The following is a 13,619-nucleotide window of genomic DNA, read 5'->3' as shown; positions in this document are numbered from 1 at the left end:
TCGCAGAGGACGCGGCAGGCGCTCGATTTCCTGGCGCTGTCGGCGCCGTCTGGGACGGGATCGGGGAAAACGCTCGGCAGATCACCGACCTAATCGACGCGCAGAATGGGCCCATCTCAAGCCTGCGGGCAGATGCTCAGGGCATGGTGGCTCAGTTCCAGGGCCCTGAAGGCGTCGAGCGCCTATGGGTTGATTTCGGGGCCGGCCGCGTTGCTCTCGTGGCCACGAACGTAGGCGAGCGCCTGGCGGGCCACCTGGAGGCTCCTGACCCTCACGGGTCTTTCAGCGCTGCCCAGGATTTCGTCACAGGCCAGAAGGGTGCTCCTTCGGGCCTGGCTTCCCTTGACGAGTACGGCAGGGTTCCGGCTGACCAGCTGTCGGTGTGCCCTGCGGGGAGCTACAGCCCTTCAGGCTGGGGAGCCCACTGGAAGGCGGCGAGAGCCAGCACCCTTACCGGTGGGAAGGCTCGAATCATCGTGGTCGGCGGTTCAACCGCGCAGGGCTACTACGCAACGAACCTGCACTCAGGTGGATGGGTTGGAAGCATACGAACAGCCCTACAGGCACAGTGGGGCAATGGTGGGTCGGGCATGTTCTCGGCCTCTCGGTCTGCGACCTACATTTCGGGTGATTCCGATGCCGCCGCGGTGGCGGCCTGGAAGGGCAATGGATCGATCCTCACCCAGTCTGGCCTTTGGTCTCTCGGTGAGAGCAATTACGGTCCGGGAGCTACCTACCTCTACGCCGATACGACGAACGCGAGCCTGACCTTCAAGGTAACCGGCTCTACCGTCCGGATTTTCACCCTTACGGGAGAGTCGGCCCGAGCCGGTTACACCTACACGATCGACTCAGGTGCTCCGGTCGCAGTGGCCGACGCAGGAGGTTCCGCCACCACCATTCAGGTTGTCAGCGCTTCGGGTCTTTCCTCGGCTCAGCACACGGTAACTATCACGTGGGCCGGAACGGCATCGGGAACGAATCAGTCCCTGTCCGTTGTAGGTGTGAGTGGAGAGAACAGCTCGGGAATTGTCGTGGACAACCTCGCGAAGGCGGGAGGCAGAGCCTCGGCGTATGACAAGCCCGAGGCTTCCGCGCTGAACTCCGTATGGAACGGCGGGAAGGACTACCCGGCAGACCTGGTTATCTTCACGGCAGATCCTAGCGACGCTGCCGCTGGTACCTCTGGCGACGCTTGGGCAAAGTCCGTTGCCAAGTATTTCCAAGCCGTCAAGGACGCGAACAAGGGGAAGACGGACCTTCTGCTTGTCCTCCCGCACCTCGGGAAGCACGACGTGAGCAATTACGTGTATCAGGACTATGTGACCCGGGCACGAGGAATCGCAGACGCGTACGGCGCAGCCGTCATCAATCTCTGGCCCATCGGCCGAAACTCTTGGGACTACTGGAACGATCTCGGTTACTGGGGGAACCCTGTGGAGGTAGGTCAGCCTGGTCCCGACTCGGTTCACCTGTCTGACGCAGGGCATTCGTTCATCGCCAGCCAGATCCTTCCTTTACTGAATCCGTAACCTCGCATCGCACCAGGGCCCCTAGACGATACCTAGGGGCCCTTTCTGCTGCCCACACACAGAAGGAGGGGTTTAGTTGCTCCCCTCGGAGATTTTCAATCACGCTGGAACTGTTTCTGTAGTGATCGCGGCCGGTGTCGTGGTTATCGCATCGTTCCGAACCAACACCGCAAAGATTTGGCGAGAAGAGGCGGAAGCCCAAAAGAGTCGCGCCGACCGGCTAGAGGCTTCTCTCAAGGAGATCAACACGCGCCTTTCCCGCATTGAGCTGGAAAACGAGCGACTGGTTCAGCTCCTCACTTCCCTAGACCCATCTCGCCTGGCCGTTGTTCGGCTGACTAATACTTCCTTGGAGGACTAATGGCAACTAACTGGATTGCAGGCGCTGAGCGCCTGGGCGACGGCACCATTGGCGGTGCGATGGACCTGCCGAAGGCCGGCGCCCGCGTCGTCTGGCACACCACGGAGTCCGGAGACGGTGACGCTGCCTTCAAGAGCGTTGCCAACTACCTGATACAGAACGGCTCCGAGCCCCACATTCTTTACGACCCGAGCACTGACCGCATCGGACAGTTCGGCCCGCTCAACGAGAGCGCGCGAGCACTGCGGAACGACGGATCCTCCCGGACGAACCGCGTGGGCAAGGTGTGCATTCAGATCGAAGTCCTGGCGCGAGCCAAGAGCCCGTTCACCAAGACGTGGAAGCCCGGCCCCAACTTCCGGAAGCTGATGGGGGCTATCCGCTCATGGGGTGTCCCTGACGCGTTCCCGATGGGCAACCCTCCCGCCTACCCCGGCGCCTCTCGTCGAGACCGTGCGATCTGGCTGACCACGGCGGGGCACTACTGCCACTCCAACATCCCCGGGAACGACCACGGTGACCCGGGATCCATCTCACCGAAGGCTCTTTTCGATGCTGCACCGGTCGGCAAGCCGGGTGTCCCGGTCTTCCCCGGCAAGCAGTACTTCAAGGCCGGCGCCGACAACGCCCACGTCACGCAGCTCGGCAAGCAGCTGGTGAAGAAGGGCTACGGACGCTTCTACGCCGTTGGTCCTGGCCCTCGTTGGGGTGAGGCCGACCGCAAGGCGGTGCAGGCGTTCCAGAAGGCCCAGCACTGGACCGGTTCGGATGCAGACGGCTACCCCGGCCCGACCACTTGGAAGCGTCTGTTCAGCTAAGGAGAACGACCATGACCAACTTCATTTCCGTCCACGGGGTTCGTATCTACTCCGTGCTCGCGGCACTCGTGCCGGCACTTCTGATCGTCTGGCCCCACGTCCCGTGGGAAGCCATCGTGACCGCCTCCGCGGCCCTCTTCGGTGCCGGTGTGGCTGCTGCCACCCATGAGGACACCAAGACCCGCAGAGCACGAGCGGCCTCGACCGAGTAGGCCGAGACAGCCCACAGGCTAGGTGCAGGGGTGCACCTGGGTTGAGAGAGAAGGAAAGAACGGCCCCCGGCTTCGGCCGGGGGCCTCTTTTTTGTCTCCCCCTAGATGGCCTTCTCGCCTTCCCTGCCTCCACCGTGACCCCAGCCACAGGCTAGGTTGATGCACTTGGAACAGTGCCGGCACTCGACACGGCTGACCCCATCAGGCAAGAAGCCTCCGCAGTCGGCACACTTTCGGCGCTCTTCACTCACAGCTCTCCCTCGTACTTCGTCAGTGCACTCGTGCTCGGGTAGGGGACGGAGTACGTACCCCCTGGCCACACCACGTGGAAGATCGTGCCACCGGTTCGAACGGGCTGCGCCCGGACCACCTCCCCCACCTCGTTCGGGTGGGTGTGGTGCGTGACCTGGTCCCCCTCCCGGATGTCCTCTCTGTATCCGTCCAGCTCTCTGCGGAACTTTTCGCGCATCACTGCTCCTGTAGGATTTACGCAGGAGCGGCCCTGTCCAATTAGCCTGGACAGGGCCGCTTCGTTGTGAGTCGGACTACTTGCCGGTGAGACGCCACTCTTCGCACCTGCGCGTCCAGTAGCGGCGGGCAGCCTCGGTGTTGCCTTCCTCGGCCAACTCAAGCCAGTTCTCGGAGACTTCGTAGTTTCCGGCCTTGGTCGCGGGCTTCGTCGCGGGCCCAGGCTCGGGGGCCTGGATCTCCTCGACCTCGGCCTCAACCTCGACGGGGGCCGGCGCGTTCTCGACGAGAGCCCAATGCACCTTCGAGACGAGGGTGACGGTCTGCGCAGACTCACGAGTCTCCTGGTCCACCAGGTCATAGCGGCTGTCACCGGTGTAGACAATCTTGACCTTCACCCATCGGCCAGGCTTCGGGTTCGCCTTTCCGGCCTTACCGCCGTACCAGATGACCGGACCGTCGGGACGGGTCCGACTCGGCAGGTAGCTGACCTCCCGGAACTGTCCAGAGGTCCAGGTCGAAGGGCCCTCGCCGGCCTCGTCGTCGCCCAGGGCCTCACCGTCGTAGATGCCAGCAAGCTGCTTGAGCTGCTGCCCTATGCCTCCCTCAAGCGGGGCTTCCGCGTCCGGCCAAATCTGGCGGGCCGCCTTCACGTACCGCTCGCCCCCGAGGACAGTGACCTTCGCGTCCTCCAGGCCCATCCCCTTGACCTGCTGCCTCACGGCCGCGAGTCGGATGCTGCCCTTGCCGCCCCATTTCACGTCGTAGTTCTCGATCTCATCACTGGGAGAGACGAACCCGTACTTCGCACTGAGGATTAGCGTCGGGCCGTCCATGACCTCGGCGGCCATCATGCAGGCCCGGAAGTAGTTTCCGGTGTATCGCTCATCTGCGGGGATCCTCCCCGGAGCGTCCGCCTTCTTACCTCCGCAGGCCACCACTACGAGGCGCTTCGGAGGAGCCGCGGCTTCATCCTGGCGGCCGTGAATGGCCTCCGTGAAGTCGGGCTCATCACCGGCAGGCTCCGGGGCCTGGTCCTCGACGGTGTCAGTCGACAGGTACCCGTTGATGAGTCGCTGGGTCTGCTCGAACGGCTCGGTGAAGGTGTGGAAGAACTTGGAAGCTGATCGCTGGACGGCGCTGTTGGGGTGGGAGCACAGGTGACGAGCCTTCGCCAGGAACCAACCCAGAGTCTCAGCGCGCACCCGACCGGACGCGCCGGTACCTGTCCAGCTCATCCCGGAAAGGTCGACCTTCACGGCCTCGGAGAGATCCTTGAACTGCCAGGCATCGACGTTGAAACCGTACGTGTCCACGAACTGACCTGCGAGGCTCTTGGGCATCTTGATCTGGTGCCGGATCTCGCGCGGGTCGTCCGGCTCGAACTCCAGTTCGTATTTGAGCATCGACTTGCCCGCCATGACGTTGTTGCCGTTGTCGCTGTCGAGCCAACCCCGAGCGATGTCGATGGCGGCGCCGATGGCGTCGTTGGTCAGGTGCAGATCGATGGAGTTCAGAGAGTTCATCCCCTGCGCCACCAGCTCATCGGCACCGACCTGGCTGGCGTCCAGGAGGTCTCTCTCCCCCTTGGTCGTCGGCCGCAGGTTCTTCAGGACGTGCCTGCGGAGCTGTCCGGGCACGGGGAGGGTCTTGAGGTCGCTCATGTCAGGTCTCCTAATTACTTACGCTTGGCGTTGGTGGGCTGGTCTTCCGGGATCGATCGGTCTATGAGGTAGACGCCCCAGAAGCCCCGCGGAAGCGGATCCATCTGCATCCCGAACCGGTCCGTCATTCCGAGCTTCCGAATCTTGGAAGCCCACTCCTCGGCGACCGTGTACGCCATCCCGGAAGTGGGCTCCTTTGCGATCATTTCGACTCGCTTGGAGGGTCTGGTAAAGATGGTGGAGCGCGTACACGTCATTAGATGAGTCCCGAGAAAAAGTTGCCCAGAGCGGGGGGATCAACCGGCTTGTTCTTACTCTTCAAAAGTTCCTGCATGTCGATCACTTGGGCATCCGGCCGCTTGGGCTCGGGGGCCTGGACCTCCTCGACCAGACGGAACATGATCGAGGGGGCGCCGCGGCTCCCGGTCCTCTCGGTCCACATCTCCACGTCGTCCATGCCCTCGACCGTCTCTTTCAGAGCCGCCGCGTTGAGCTTCCCCCACAGGGGCCTCAGCATGTCCGACGACTTCGCCTGACCCCCGTACCGCTTCAGCACTTCCCTGACCAGCTCCTCAGGGGTCTTCATGGGCTTGTTGCCCTCGTTGTTGGTAGCCGCGTCCTTCACGAGCTTTTCGACGCTGGCCATGCTGAAGGAAACAAAGTTCCAGGCCGCCTCTACGGCTTCACGACTGATTTCTTCCTCCATCACCGTGGCGCTGAGCACGGCGGAGACACGCTGAACCTGTTCGGCGGATCGCTCCATGTACGAGGCCAGCAGCTCGGGAAGCTCGGCCATCCGGTCCTCGACCAGGGCCCGGATCTCGTCGAACCGCTCGCCGGCCTCGACGCTGAACCGCATCACCCTGTCCTCTTCCTGAGCCCAGGTGTACGCCGTCTTGAGCGCCGAGGTGTCCGGGAGCTGCCACTTGTTGTTGTAGGGCAGCATCTTCGAGCGCTCGACCAGAACCGGGAGGAGTCGGTTGTACGAGCCGCCCAGGGCCTCGCTCGCCGAGACGTACTTGGCCCACTCCCCCGGAGTGATGTGGGCATGGAACCCAAGGAGAGGCTGAGCAACCGACTGCAAGCCGTCCTTCTTGGTGCGGTTGCTGATCGGCTTCCCGTCCCACGCCGTGCGGAACAGGGTGCTGAACTTGGCGCACTTCTTCTGCGTCTTGAGCACGGCCGCCCACTCCTCTTCAAGGAGCATGCAGCGTCCGTCAATGCCTCCGTCCGCCCCCATCGTGTCCAGCTCCAAACCCGCGAGCATGTCCACCAGAGACGGGCCGGACGACACACCAGACCGCTTCCGGGTGTGTATGAATCCCCCGATCGACTTGCCGAGCAGGGCCGTCGCCGTCCCGAGGGCATAGCCCTTGCGCCCGATGGCGCTCCGACCGGCGAGGACGGTCCAGACCACGATGGGCCGCCGGTCCTCGGTACGCACGCGGCGGCTGATCGCGGCCGAGTACAGCGAGAGACTGGCCGCCCACACTCCGATGGGGTCGGCCTCGCTCGTCGGCATCGCTGCCTCGATGGCCTCGCCCAGAGGGCCGAACTTCATCTGTGAAAACGTTGTCATGAGGTGATCTCTGCTTTCTCTGTTAGGCGGAGAGAGCGACGTCGAGGGACGGCGCAAGGGCGGCGCGAAGCTGGTCCCGGAACCGGGCCCCGTGCTCGTCGCACAGGTCGTAGCTGTCGTCCATGATCGTGAGCGTCACGGTTCCCGTGACCTCCAAACCCTTCTTCGAGCAGGCATCGCACGTCACGGTCTCAACCACTCTGCGGGCCATCAGTGATCCTCTCTCGCGCATCATACATTCAAGTTTTGGTCGTCACGGACTCAATTAAGAGTCCATGGCAAGAGACCGGGCAACGCCCGGTCTCCACCACGGCACCTCATTGGGTCAACTGCTGTACAAGCAGGCCGAGTTAGCGCTTGTTCCCTCGGTAGATGTCACCCTCGATGTAGGTGATCATCGAGCCGTCCGGCGCCTTCATGCAGTAGTGATGTGCCCATGCCGACCACACGAACGACCAGCCGGCATCGTCCAAGGCGTCATCTATGGTGTCTCCGCTACCGGACCCCGCGAAGAACCCGGAGGCGGCGCCATCCATTCCGTCCCATTCGGGTCCGTAGGGGTTTCGCTCGGGAGACAGAATCCGAATCACGTCATCCGCATTCTCGGCGGACTTCAGCTCCTTGAGCTGTTCCTTGATGGTGGTCCAGAACTGGTCAGGCATTTGCGTACTCCATTTCACGAGCGTTCTTGCGGGATATCTGGAAGTCCATGGCCACCCAGCGGACCAACTGTTCTACGGTCGAATGGGGGGAGTCGTAGGTGCTCGCCCGCTCTCCGCACTCCTCGAACACGGCGGTAAGGGCCTTGAGCCGTTCCGCGGAGGTGTCGAGCAAGGCCGCATTAGCGGCCTGCGTCCCCAGCTCGGTGAGGTCGACGTCCAGGCGCTGCATCAACAGGTGCTTCATCGCGCTCACGCGGCGGCCCCGTACTTGGCCCGGTCCTTGTTGCTCATCTGGGCCGGGTTGTGCCACTCGAAGTGCGCGAACAGCGCGAGAGAGCGGGTCAGGCGAGCGGGGAAGGCGAGAACGTGCTCCAGGCCCCGCATCACGAGTCCGTCCAGGTCGGAGGGCTCCGGGGTGTACCCGATCGGGTCCTTCGCCTTGAGGGTGTAGACCTGGCCGGCCATCGGCTCGCCCTCGCTGGTCAGCAGGGTGACCGTGTAGTCACTGATCTCCGGTGTCCACTCCACCGTGACGACGAGGTTCACCAGGTCCTCGGGGATGATCCCCACAGCGATGTTCTTCATTTTCCCTTTGCCTCCGTGTAGGCGTCGATGACCTTGCGCGGGATGCTGCCCCGCGTACCGACGAAGTGGCCGTTCTTCCGGCCCCATTCGCGCATGTCCTTCATGAGCCACGTCCGATGTGCGGCCCGCTCAGCGGACTTGCGGGACTCGGCCGCTATGCGCTTCGACTCCTCACGCCTCGCCTTCTCTTCCGCCACCTTCCGAAGGTGAGCCGGATAGCGAGCGTTGAAGAGCCGTATTTCGGGAGAGAGAAGCGCCGACCGATCTCCCTCCTCCCGAACCTTCCACAGGATCAAGTGCTCCCGAATAAGGTCCGGGCTTTCCTGTAGATCGTTCATTTCGAGGTAACGCTCCACTCTGGAATTCGCCAGAGCCAAAGCGGCGTTGAAATGCATGTTGCCGTGGAGTCTGGCCGTGAGGGTGTCCACCCATACCGTGCTCTCGCTTTTGCGACGCCTGGCATCGGCAGCCGCCTCTACGAGCCAATCGTTGGTCAGGTACATCGTCACCAACCCCTATCGATCCCGTGATCCTGGCGCAGGTGGTTGCCCTCCCAGAGAACCGCGTTCCCGTGTCCCCGCGGGTCGGTCTTGTGGAGGCTCGAAGTCGCGAGGAAGCGGATGATTTCTCCGTGCTCCGAGCACGTCACCACTACGTGGCCGTACGCCACCCAGTGGAGCCGCCCACCATCAGAGGTCCAACGCTTCGGCTCTTCGAATCCCACGAAGCTGAGCGTCATCACCGGTTCGCTACCCACTGCGTTTCGCTCCATTACTTTCCTCCGTCAGCGAGCGCGCTTGCGCTTGTAGAGGTCCAGTTCCACACACACGGAGGGAAGGCCGTAAGAGGCCGCGTACGTGACCGCTTCCGCGTAGTTGTCGAAACGCCTGTGCCAGGCCGGTCCGATGTGAGCGACGTACATTCGGGACCCTTTCAGTGGGTGTGGTCGAGGGTTTCGATGATCGGTACGTAGGTGAACGGACTCGGCGTGGTGCCGTTGTCCCGCGCCCACTGCTTGTGGTCCCTGCGGGAAATCTTCTGGCAGGGCTCGCACAGGAAGTGATTTCCGTCGCCCGTCTTGCAGAGGGGTCCACGGCCCTTGCCGCAGAAGTAGCAGAGGCCACCTCCCTCAATGTGCTCGAATGCCTTGTAAGGCGATGTGGACCAGTTCTGAGTTCCCACGTACGTGCGAGAGACGATCGCGTGCGGCAGAGTAGCCGCCAGGCGGTACATGTCTTTCCATCCCGCGTCCAGCATGGATTCCACGATCGTCCAGGGACCGCACTTCTCGCCGTGCGTCTCGGCCTTGCACTTCTTCACCACGTATCGCCAGCTCATTACGCTGCCTCTCGAATGTCGGTCCAGGAGTAAAGGGCGGTCGAGCCGGGAACTCCGGCCTCAACCTCTTGCACATCGATCCAGAAGTACGTCTTGTACTTCTGCTTGAGCTTGCGGCGAAGGAATTCCTTCGCACGCTCTTCGGCGTCCGACCCGTCCCTGCCGTCCGCGACGATGGTGTACTCGCCTTCTCCGTCCGCCTCGTTGCCTCCCGGCTGGAGGGTGAACGTCCAAACACCCTGGTCCTCGTGGTAGTGCGGGTTGTCGCAGTCCTCGCCGTGGTCAGCAAGGATCTGCTCGGCCGTGTCCGGGTACTTGAAGGCGCGGAAAATGCATGCGTACGTCATGGCCTCCTCACAGGTGAGCGTGCACGAGTAGTCGGATATCAGGCTGTAAGCCAACCCGGACGTCATCCACGCATCCGTGAATGCGTCAGCGGCCTTGAGCTTTTCCGCCTGTTCCTTACGGAACTTCTTGGGGTACTTGCGGGACATGATGATTCCTTTCAGGCGTTGACGGTCTGGCTCTGAACCGCGAACGGGTCCACGTCAGGGATGTCGTTCAGCCGCTCCCAGATTTCGGCGGCCTCGTAACGGCCGGCCGCGTGGAACAGTCGCAGCAGCGGGGTAAGCTCCGACTCGGTGAAGTGCGGAGCCGCGTCGGATGCGATCGAGGCGTTGTCGAACCCGTCGGCAACGTCCATGGCTGCGGTCACCAGGTTTTCCCGCCGCTGGTTCAGCTTGACCAGCTGCGCCATTTGGTCGGTCAGCGACCGCACCTCGTCGGCAAGCTGGACATGCGAGACCAGGAGATCGGCAATCGCGTCGGCCTGCTCGATCTCACTGACGTGACGGTTGCGGCGGGTGGTGAAGAACGGAATGCGCATGATGAACCTTCCGAGTTGTGAGGTGTTTTGGGCGAGCGCCCATGGAAAAGGCCCGGAGCATTAGCCACTCCGGGCCTCTCGACAAACGCGCTCGAACGTGATTACTTACGGGCGCCCTTTATCGGCTCGTCCTGCTCCAGGCCGCTGAAGGTGCGGACGTACTGTCCGATGGTCATCCGATCCCAGTCGGGCAAGATGTTCCTGTGTGCCTCGCACAGCAGGACTCGGAACTTTTTCGTCCGCCCCTCATCCCACGTGGATCGGACGGTCATGGCGCGGTCCGAGCAGTGGCCGGCGTCGTCACCTATGTAGTGCTCGCAGATCCATCCGTCCTTGAGAAGCCGCTCCAGGACCGCCTTCGCCTCGTCGGCGCTGTCGGTCATCCCGATCCAGTAGGTGTGTCTGGCGTCCTGGTCGAAGGCGTAGGTGAACCAGCGCTCGGGGTGCCCGTCGTCGGTGCCCTGGACCTTCACCACGTATCCGCGGTAGTCCGGTCCCTTGCCGAGCTGCGGGTAGCCCACCGTGCTGTGCCACGCGGGGATCTGCGTTTCCATCAGAAGACTCTTTTCCTTGTTGGGGCAGTAGCCGACGCCCGTAGTCACGCGGTCGGCGAACCGAAAGTGTTTGGCGTGATCCGCCTCGGTGGGGAGCGGTGTCTCACACCAGAAGCAGTCACCCCCGAGCGGAATGGCTGCGAGGAGATCCCGCTCCCACTCGGTGAGGCGATCCCACAGGGTCAGGGAGTGGGCCACTAGAACCCCCTTGCGCTCTTGAACTCGTCCAGCTCTTCGCCGTAGTTCTCCTCCACGACGTCTTCGAGGTCGGCACCCATCTCGGACTTGAGAACGGTCAGGGTCGCATTGGCCATGAGGGACAGCAGGTCTTCCCACTCCTGGTCACATTCGATTTCGCCGATGATCAGATCCATGGCCGCATTCACGGCCTCGCTCACCTGGGCCTCGGTGTAGGTCTTCTCGGGCACAGGCACCTCCTTCTTGAGGAAGTGGCGGTAGTCCTGCTGCGGGTGTATCTCCAGGTCCTTCCCCCACTTCTGCACGTAGTGATTCGTTCCGGCCATACGGACGATGAAGGGGATGCTCTCCAAGCAGCCATCCGTGATCTGACCGGCACCAGTTACGCGTCCGGCCTCGTGCACGAATACGTAGTCCCCACGCTTGAACTGGCTTGTGCTCACTTGCTGTCCTTTCGACGGTAGAGACGCTGGGAGGGGACTTCTACGGTGGTGTGCTTGACGAACTGCCAGGAGTCGCCGGTAACCCTCACGCGGGAGGTCAGCTCCCCGAACTCGACCACCTTGCACTTCACTTCCTGGGACCATACGGAGGAACCATTGCTGTAGTCCCGAACCACAGCCGGATCACCCTTCCTCAGGTAGGCCGAGAAGTGGGCGTCCGGAAAGGGGAAGTCGTACTCACGCCACTTGGCGCCGTACTCGGCGCTCAGGGTGGTCTTACGCCCCCAGACGCCGCGCTTGGTGTCGAAGTAGTAGCCCTCGAAGACCAGGCCAGGGAAGAGCGGGTGGCTGGGCTCCCGAACCTCCTCGACCTTGAAGGCGGATGTTCCGGTGAAGAGGATGTTTCCGGCCTCGACCTCGTACGTCTTAAGCATCACGTGTGGCATTGCTTCTCCTCAGAAATCTTTGGGGTGTTCGGCGATGTACCAGCGCTTACGCGTTCGCCTGTCGTCGTATCGGAAGGCCATGGGGCCGACACGAATTTCAGCGTCAAGAGGGATGTCGATCCCGCCGCGAGCCCTCGTGTTCTCGTCCAGTGCTTCCACGATCTTCCCGGCCAGCGTGCTGGTTCTCCAGGGCACACCGCGGAACTCGATCTCTTCAGAAGTCACAGCTTCTCCTCAGTCGTACTTTTCCCAGCGCGCGACCTCTTCGGGGGTCATGCTGTAGCGGCAGAAGCAATCCAGCGGGTTGACCTGTCCGCATCGGGGGTCCGTGCAGAATCCGGCCTCCACCAATTGCGGCCGGGAGTCGGGGAATTGATGCTTGGGCAGGCCGAACACCCACTTCCAATTGCTTCCGTCCTGCATCACCAGGACTTCGGCCTTGCCGTGGAGACGGTGATAGGCGTTGATGGCCTCACTCTCGGCCCGCTTCGCGTCCGCGCCCTCGTAAACGTCCGCGTCCTTGCCATCGAGAATGGACACCACGCTGTAGATCGCGGCACCGAACCCATTCGCGCCGTAGGGCGTGAAGTTGTCGGCCGTCTGGTCGGAGTACAGAACCGAATCGATCCACGCGGCTTCGCTGTTGTCCTGCGCGGGGCTGTAGTCGAACATCAGACCAAGTCCTTTGCCGGATAGGTGTTGTGGATGATCAGTTCCCAAGCCTCGTTCAGCTCTTCCGTGGTCTCGTACTTGTGCATGTAGACGGACCCGTCAGCGTCCTCGGTGAGGATCGCTGCTTCGAGCTGATAGAGGCCGTACCAAGCGGGCCCATCGGAGCTGTCACCCACCTCGTCCTCGGGGCGGTGGAAGTACAGCTCTTCGGCCTCGCTGCTCTGGAACTTGGACATCAGCTTCCCTTGGGGGAGGTTCGGGTAAAGGTGTTGAACTGGGAGGGGGTGATCTTGCCGGTGTCTCGCCATTCGACGAGAAGATCCGCCTGGCCCGTGATGACTACGGGAGGCTTCTTGCGCTGAGCGCTGGAAAGCGTGCTGGGCATCAGAAGCCCTTCACGAAGCGCTGGAAGGTGCGGATGGCATCGATGCGGGAGAGCGAGCGGCCGGGCGTCAAGGTGCCGTTGATGGCCTCGACGACGCGGTACCGGCCGGGAATTCGGGGCTGGCCCCATCTGCGGATAGCCGGAGTCATCGAGACGTTCCTACGGGGGTGTACGAAAGAGCGTGCGCGCATGGCAAATTCCTTCCTTACGTTTGTGGATGTACTGGCCGCACAGAGGCCGCGACGCAGGACCGACCTGGGGCCGGCCTGCATCACGCTCACTGGGTACGGTCAGGCGGATGTGCAGGCCGGCGAGTCCTCGTCGCAGCCCTCTTCGATGCACTCGGGACACAGGGGCTTCACGGCCGCAGTGGTCGATACGTGGTCGTGGCCGCAGCACCAGCAGTAGCGGTAGGTCGAGCCCATGTCAGCCCTCCCATTCCGTGCGGCAGGGCTCGCACTCGAAGCTGCCCTTGACGCGAGTCAGGGCACACGAGTGGCACATGCCGTCATAGGCCTCAGCCCTGCGCTTCCACTCGGCCCTCACGATCACTTCCAAGTGCGCTTCCCAGACGGGACGCGACTCCTCGCACTCCCAGCACATGTATCCGTAGGTGGTCTTGCGCGACTCACGCAGACAGAGCCCACAGGGCTCCTTGTCGTCTCCTCGCATCCACCTGTCGAGCAGGGGGGCGAGTCGGCGATCCTCTTCCGTCTCGGGCAGGAAGTACACGGGCATGGCAAAGCCTTTCCTGTATGCTTTGAGGACAGGAAGGGCCCGGATACTTTCACTATCCGGGCCTTTCCCTATGTGCGG

The 13,619-nt window shown here is 62.7% G+C and carries 25 protein-coding genes; 3 read left to right on the top strand and 22 right to left on the bottom strand.

What is annotated here, in order from left to right:
- Window positions 1-143: 143 nt before the first annotated feature.
- From ACFYY2_RS12185 to ACFYY2_RS12175, 3 genes are all read left to right on the top strand, one after another.
- On the top strand, window positions 144-1,532 hold the full coding sequence (locus tag ACFYY2_RS12185; RefSeq protein WP_388740751.1) for a hypothetical protein: 1,389 nt from the start codon (window positions 144-146) through the stop codon (window positions 1,530-1,532).
- Between the two features lie 360 nt (window positions 1,533-1,892).
- Entirely contained in the window at window positions 1,893-2,711 is an 819-nt protein-coding gene (locus ACFYY2_RS12180) for a peptidoglycan-binding protein (protein ID WP_388740748.1), read from the top strand.
- A gap of 11 nt (window positions 2,712-2,722) precedes the next feature.
- Window positions 2,723-2,923 (top strand): hypothetical protein, encoded by a 201-nt coding sequence (locus ACFYY2_RS12175; RefSeq protein ID WP_388740745.1) that lies wholly within the window; start codon window positions 2,723-2,725, stop codon window positions 2,921-2,923.
- Window positions 2,924-3,170: 247 nt separating this feature from the next.
- On the opposite strand, the gene ACFYY2_RS12170 is transcribed toward ACFYY2_RS12175, so the two are convergent.
- The 22 genes from ACFYY2_RS12170 to ACFYY2_RS12065 all read right to left on the bottom strand — a co-directional run bounded on the left by ACFYY2_RS12170 (window position 3,171) and on the right by ACFYY2_RS12065 (window position 13,541).
- Window positions 3,171-3,392: a hypothetical protein gene (locus ACFYY2_RS12170; RefSeq protein WP_388740742.1), complete on the bottom strand. Its 222-nt coding sequence runs from the start codon at window positions 3,390-3,392 to the stop codon at window positions 3,171-3,173.
- Window positions 3,393-3,468: 76 nt separating this feature from the next.
- Window positions 3,469-5,055 (bottom strand): DUF6884 domain-containing protein, encoded by a 1,587-nt coding sequence (locus tag ACFYY2_RS12165; protein ID WP_388740740.1) that lies wholly within the window; start codon window positions 5,053-5,055, stop codon window positions 3,469-3,471.
- A gap of 14 nt (window positions 5,056-5,069) precedes the next feature.
- Window positions 5,070-5,261 (bottom strand): hypothetical protein, encoded by a 192-nt coding sequence (locus tag ACFYY2_RS12160; RefSeq protein ID WP_388740737.1) that lies wholly within the window; start codon window positions 5,259-5,261, stop codon window positions 5,070-5,072.
- 50 nt (window positions 5,262-5,311) lie between these two features.
- Window positions 5,312-6,616, bottom strand: coding sequence for a DUF3987 domain-containing protein (locus tag ACFYY2_RS12155; protein ID WP_388740735.1), 1,305 nt, complete (start codon window positions 6,614-6,616; stop codon window positions 5,312-5,314).
- 40 nt (window positions 6,617-6,656) lie between these two features.
- Window positions 6,657-6,845: a hypothetical protein gene (locus tag ACFYY2_RS12150; protein WP_388740730.1), complete on the bottom strand. Its 189-nt coding sequence runs from the start codon at window positions 6,843-6,845 to the stop codon at window positions 6,657-6,659.
- A gap of 139 nt (window positions 6,846-6,984) precedes the next feature.
- The gene (locus ACFYY2_RS12145) at window positions 6,985-7,296 is read right to left on the bottom strand and encodes a hypothetical protein (RefSeq protein WP_388740727.1); all 312 of its coding nucleotides are present in this window, start codon (window positions 7,294-7,296) and stop codon (window positions 6,985-6,987) included.
- On the bottom strand, window positions 7,289-7,549 hold the full coding sequence (locus tag ACFYY2_RS12140; RefSeq protein WP_388740724.1) for a hypothetical protein: 261 nt from the start codon (window positions 7,547-7,549) through the stop codon (window positions 7,289-7,291). The genes ACFYY2_RS12145 and ACFYY2_RS12140 overlap by 8 nt, the downstream gene beginning before the upstream one ends.
- Window positions 7,546-7,881, bottom strand: a complete 336-nt coding sequence (locus ACFYY2_RS12135) for a hypothetical protein (protein WP_388740722.1) — start codon at window positions 7,879-7,881, stop codon at window positions 7,546-7,548. Before ACFYY2_RS12135 ends, ACFYY2_RS12140 begins: the two co-directional genes overlap by 4 nt.
- Window positions 7,878-8,384, bottom strand: coding sequence for a histone-like nucleoid-structuring protein Lsr2 (locus tag ACFYY2_RS12130; RefSeq protein WP_388740719.1), 507 nt, complete (start codon window positions 8,382-8,384; stop codon window positions 7,878-7,880). Before ACFYY2_RS12130 ends, ACFYY2_RS12135 begins: the two co-directional genes overlap by 4 nt.
- Window positions 8,385-8,665: 281 nt before the next feature.
- On the bottom strand, window positions 8,666-8,803 hold the full coding sequence (locus ACFYY2_RS12125) for a hypothetical protein (protein ID WP_388740716.1): 138 nt from the start codon (window positions 8,801-8,803) through the stop codon (window positions 8,666-8,668).
- 11 nt (window positions 8,804-8,814) lie between these two features.
- Window positions 8,815-9,219: a hypothetical protein gene (locus ACFYY2_RS12120; protein WP_388740713.1), complete on the bottom strand. Its 405-nt coding sequence runs from the start codon at window positions 9,217-9,219 to the stop codon at window positions 8,815-8,817.
- Entirely contained in the window at window positions 9,219-9,713 is a 495-nt protein-coding gene (locus tag ACFYY2_RS12115; RefSeq protein WP_388740711.1) for a hypothetical protein, read from the bottom strand. Before ACFYY2_RS12115 ends, ACFYY2_RS12120 begins: the two co-directional genes overlap by 1 nt.
- Before the next feature lie 11 nt (window positions 9,714-9,724).
- Window positions 9,725-10,105, bottom strand: a complete 381-nt coding sequence (locus ACFYY2_RS12110) for a hypothetical protein (RefSeq protein ID WP_388740709.1) — start codon at window positions 10,103-10,105, stop codon at window positions 9,725-9,727.
- Window positions 10,106-10,206: 101 nt separating this feature from the next.
- A complete protein-coding gene (locus tag ACFYY2_RS12105) occupies window positions 10,207-10,659 on the bottom strand; it encodes a hypothetical protein (protein ID WP_388740706.1) in 453 nt (150 codons plus the stop codon).
- Window positions 10,660-10,856: 197 nt separating this feature from the next.
- Entirely contained in the window at window positions 10,857-11,300 is a 444-nt protein-coding gene (locus ACFYY2_RS12100; RefSeq protein ID WP_388740703.1) for a hypothetical protein, read from the bottom strand.
- Window positions 11,297-11,746: a hypothetical protein gene (locus ACFYY2_RS12095; RefSeq protein WP_388740700.1), complete on the bottom strand. Its 450-nt coding sequence runs from the start codon at window positions 11,744-11,746 to the stop codon at window positions 11,297-11,299. The genes ACFYY2_RS12100 and ACFYY2_RS12095 overlap by 4 nt, the downstream gene beginning before the upstream one ends.
- A gap of 9 nt (window positions 11,747-11,755) precedes the next feature.
- Entirely contained in the window at window positions 11,756-11,971 is a 216-nt protein-coding gene (locus tag ACFYY2_RS12090; RefSeq protein WP_388740698.1) for a hypothetical protein, read from the bottom strand.
- Window positions 11,972-11,980: 9 nt separating this feature from the next.
- The gene (locus tag ACFYY2_RS12085; RefSeq protein ID WP_388740695.1) at window positions 11,981-12,418 is read right to left on the bottom strand and encodes a hypothetical protein; all 438 of its coding nucleotides are present in this window, start codon (window positions 12,416-12,418) and stop codon (window positions 11,981-11,983) included.
- On the bottom strand, window positions 12,418-12,654 hold the full coding sequence (locus ACFYY2_RS12080; protein WP_388740693.1) for a hypothetical protein: 237 nt from the start codon (window positions 12,652-12,654) through the stop codon (window positions 12,418-12,420). Before ACFYY2_RS12080 ends, ACFYY2_RS12085 begins: the two co-directional genes overlap by 1 nt.
- Complete coding sequence (locus ACFYY2_RS12075; protein ID WP_388740691.1) at window positions 12,654-12,803, bottom strand: hypothetical protein; 150 nt, start codon at window positions 12,801-12,803, stop codon at window positions 12,654-12,656. Before ACFYY2_RS12075 ends, ACFYY2_RS12080 begins: the two co-directional genes overlap by 1 nt.
- Window positions 12,803-12,952, bottom strand: a complete 150-nt coding sequence (locus tag ACFYY2_RS12070) for a hypothetical protein (protein ID WP_388740688.1) — start codon at window positions 12,950-12,952, stop codon at window positions 12,803-12,805. Before ACFYY2_RS12070 ends, ACFYY2_RS12075 begins: the two co-directional genes overlap by 1 nt.
- Before the next feature lie 277 nt (window positions 12,953-13,229).
- A complete protein-coding gene (locus ACFYY2_RS12065) occupies window positions 13,230-13,541 on the bottom strand; it encodes a hypothetical protein (RefSeq protein ID WP_388740685.1) in 312 nt (103 codons plus the stop codon).
- Window positions 13,542-13,619: the final 78 nt, after the last annotated feature.

Source organism: Streptomyces sp. NPDC001822 (assembly GCF_042892135.1).
In the GTDB taxonomy this organism is placed as follows: Bacteria; Actinomycetota; Actinomycetes; order Streptomycetales; family Streptomycetaceae; genus Streptomyces.
This window is presented reverse-complemented; position numbering and strand designations above follow the sequence as displayed.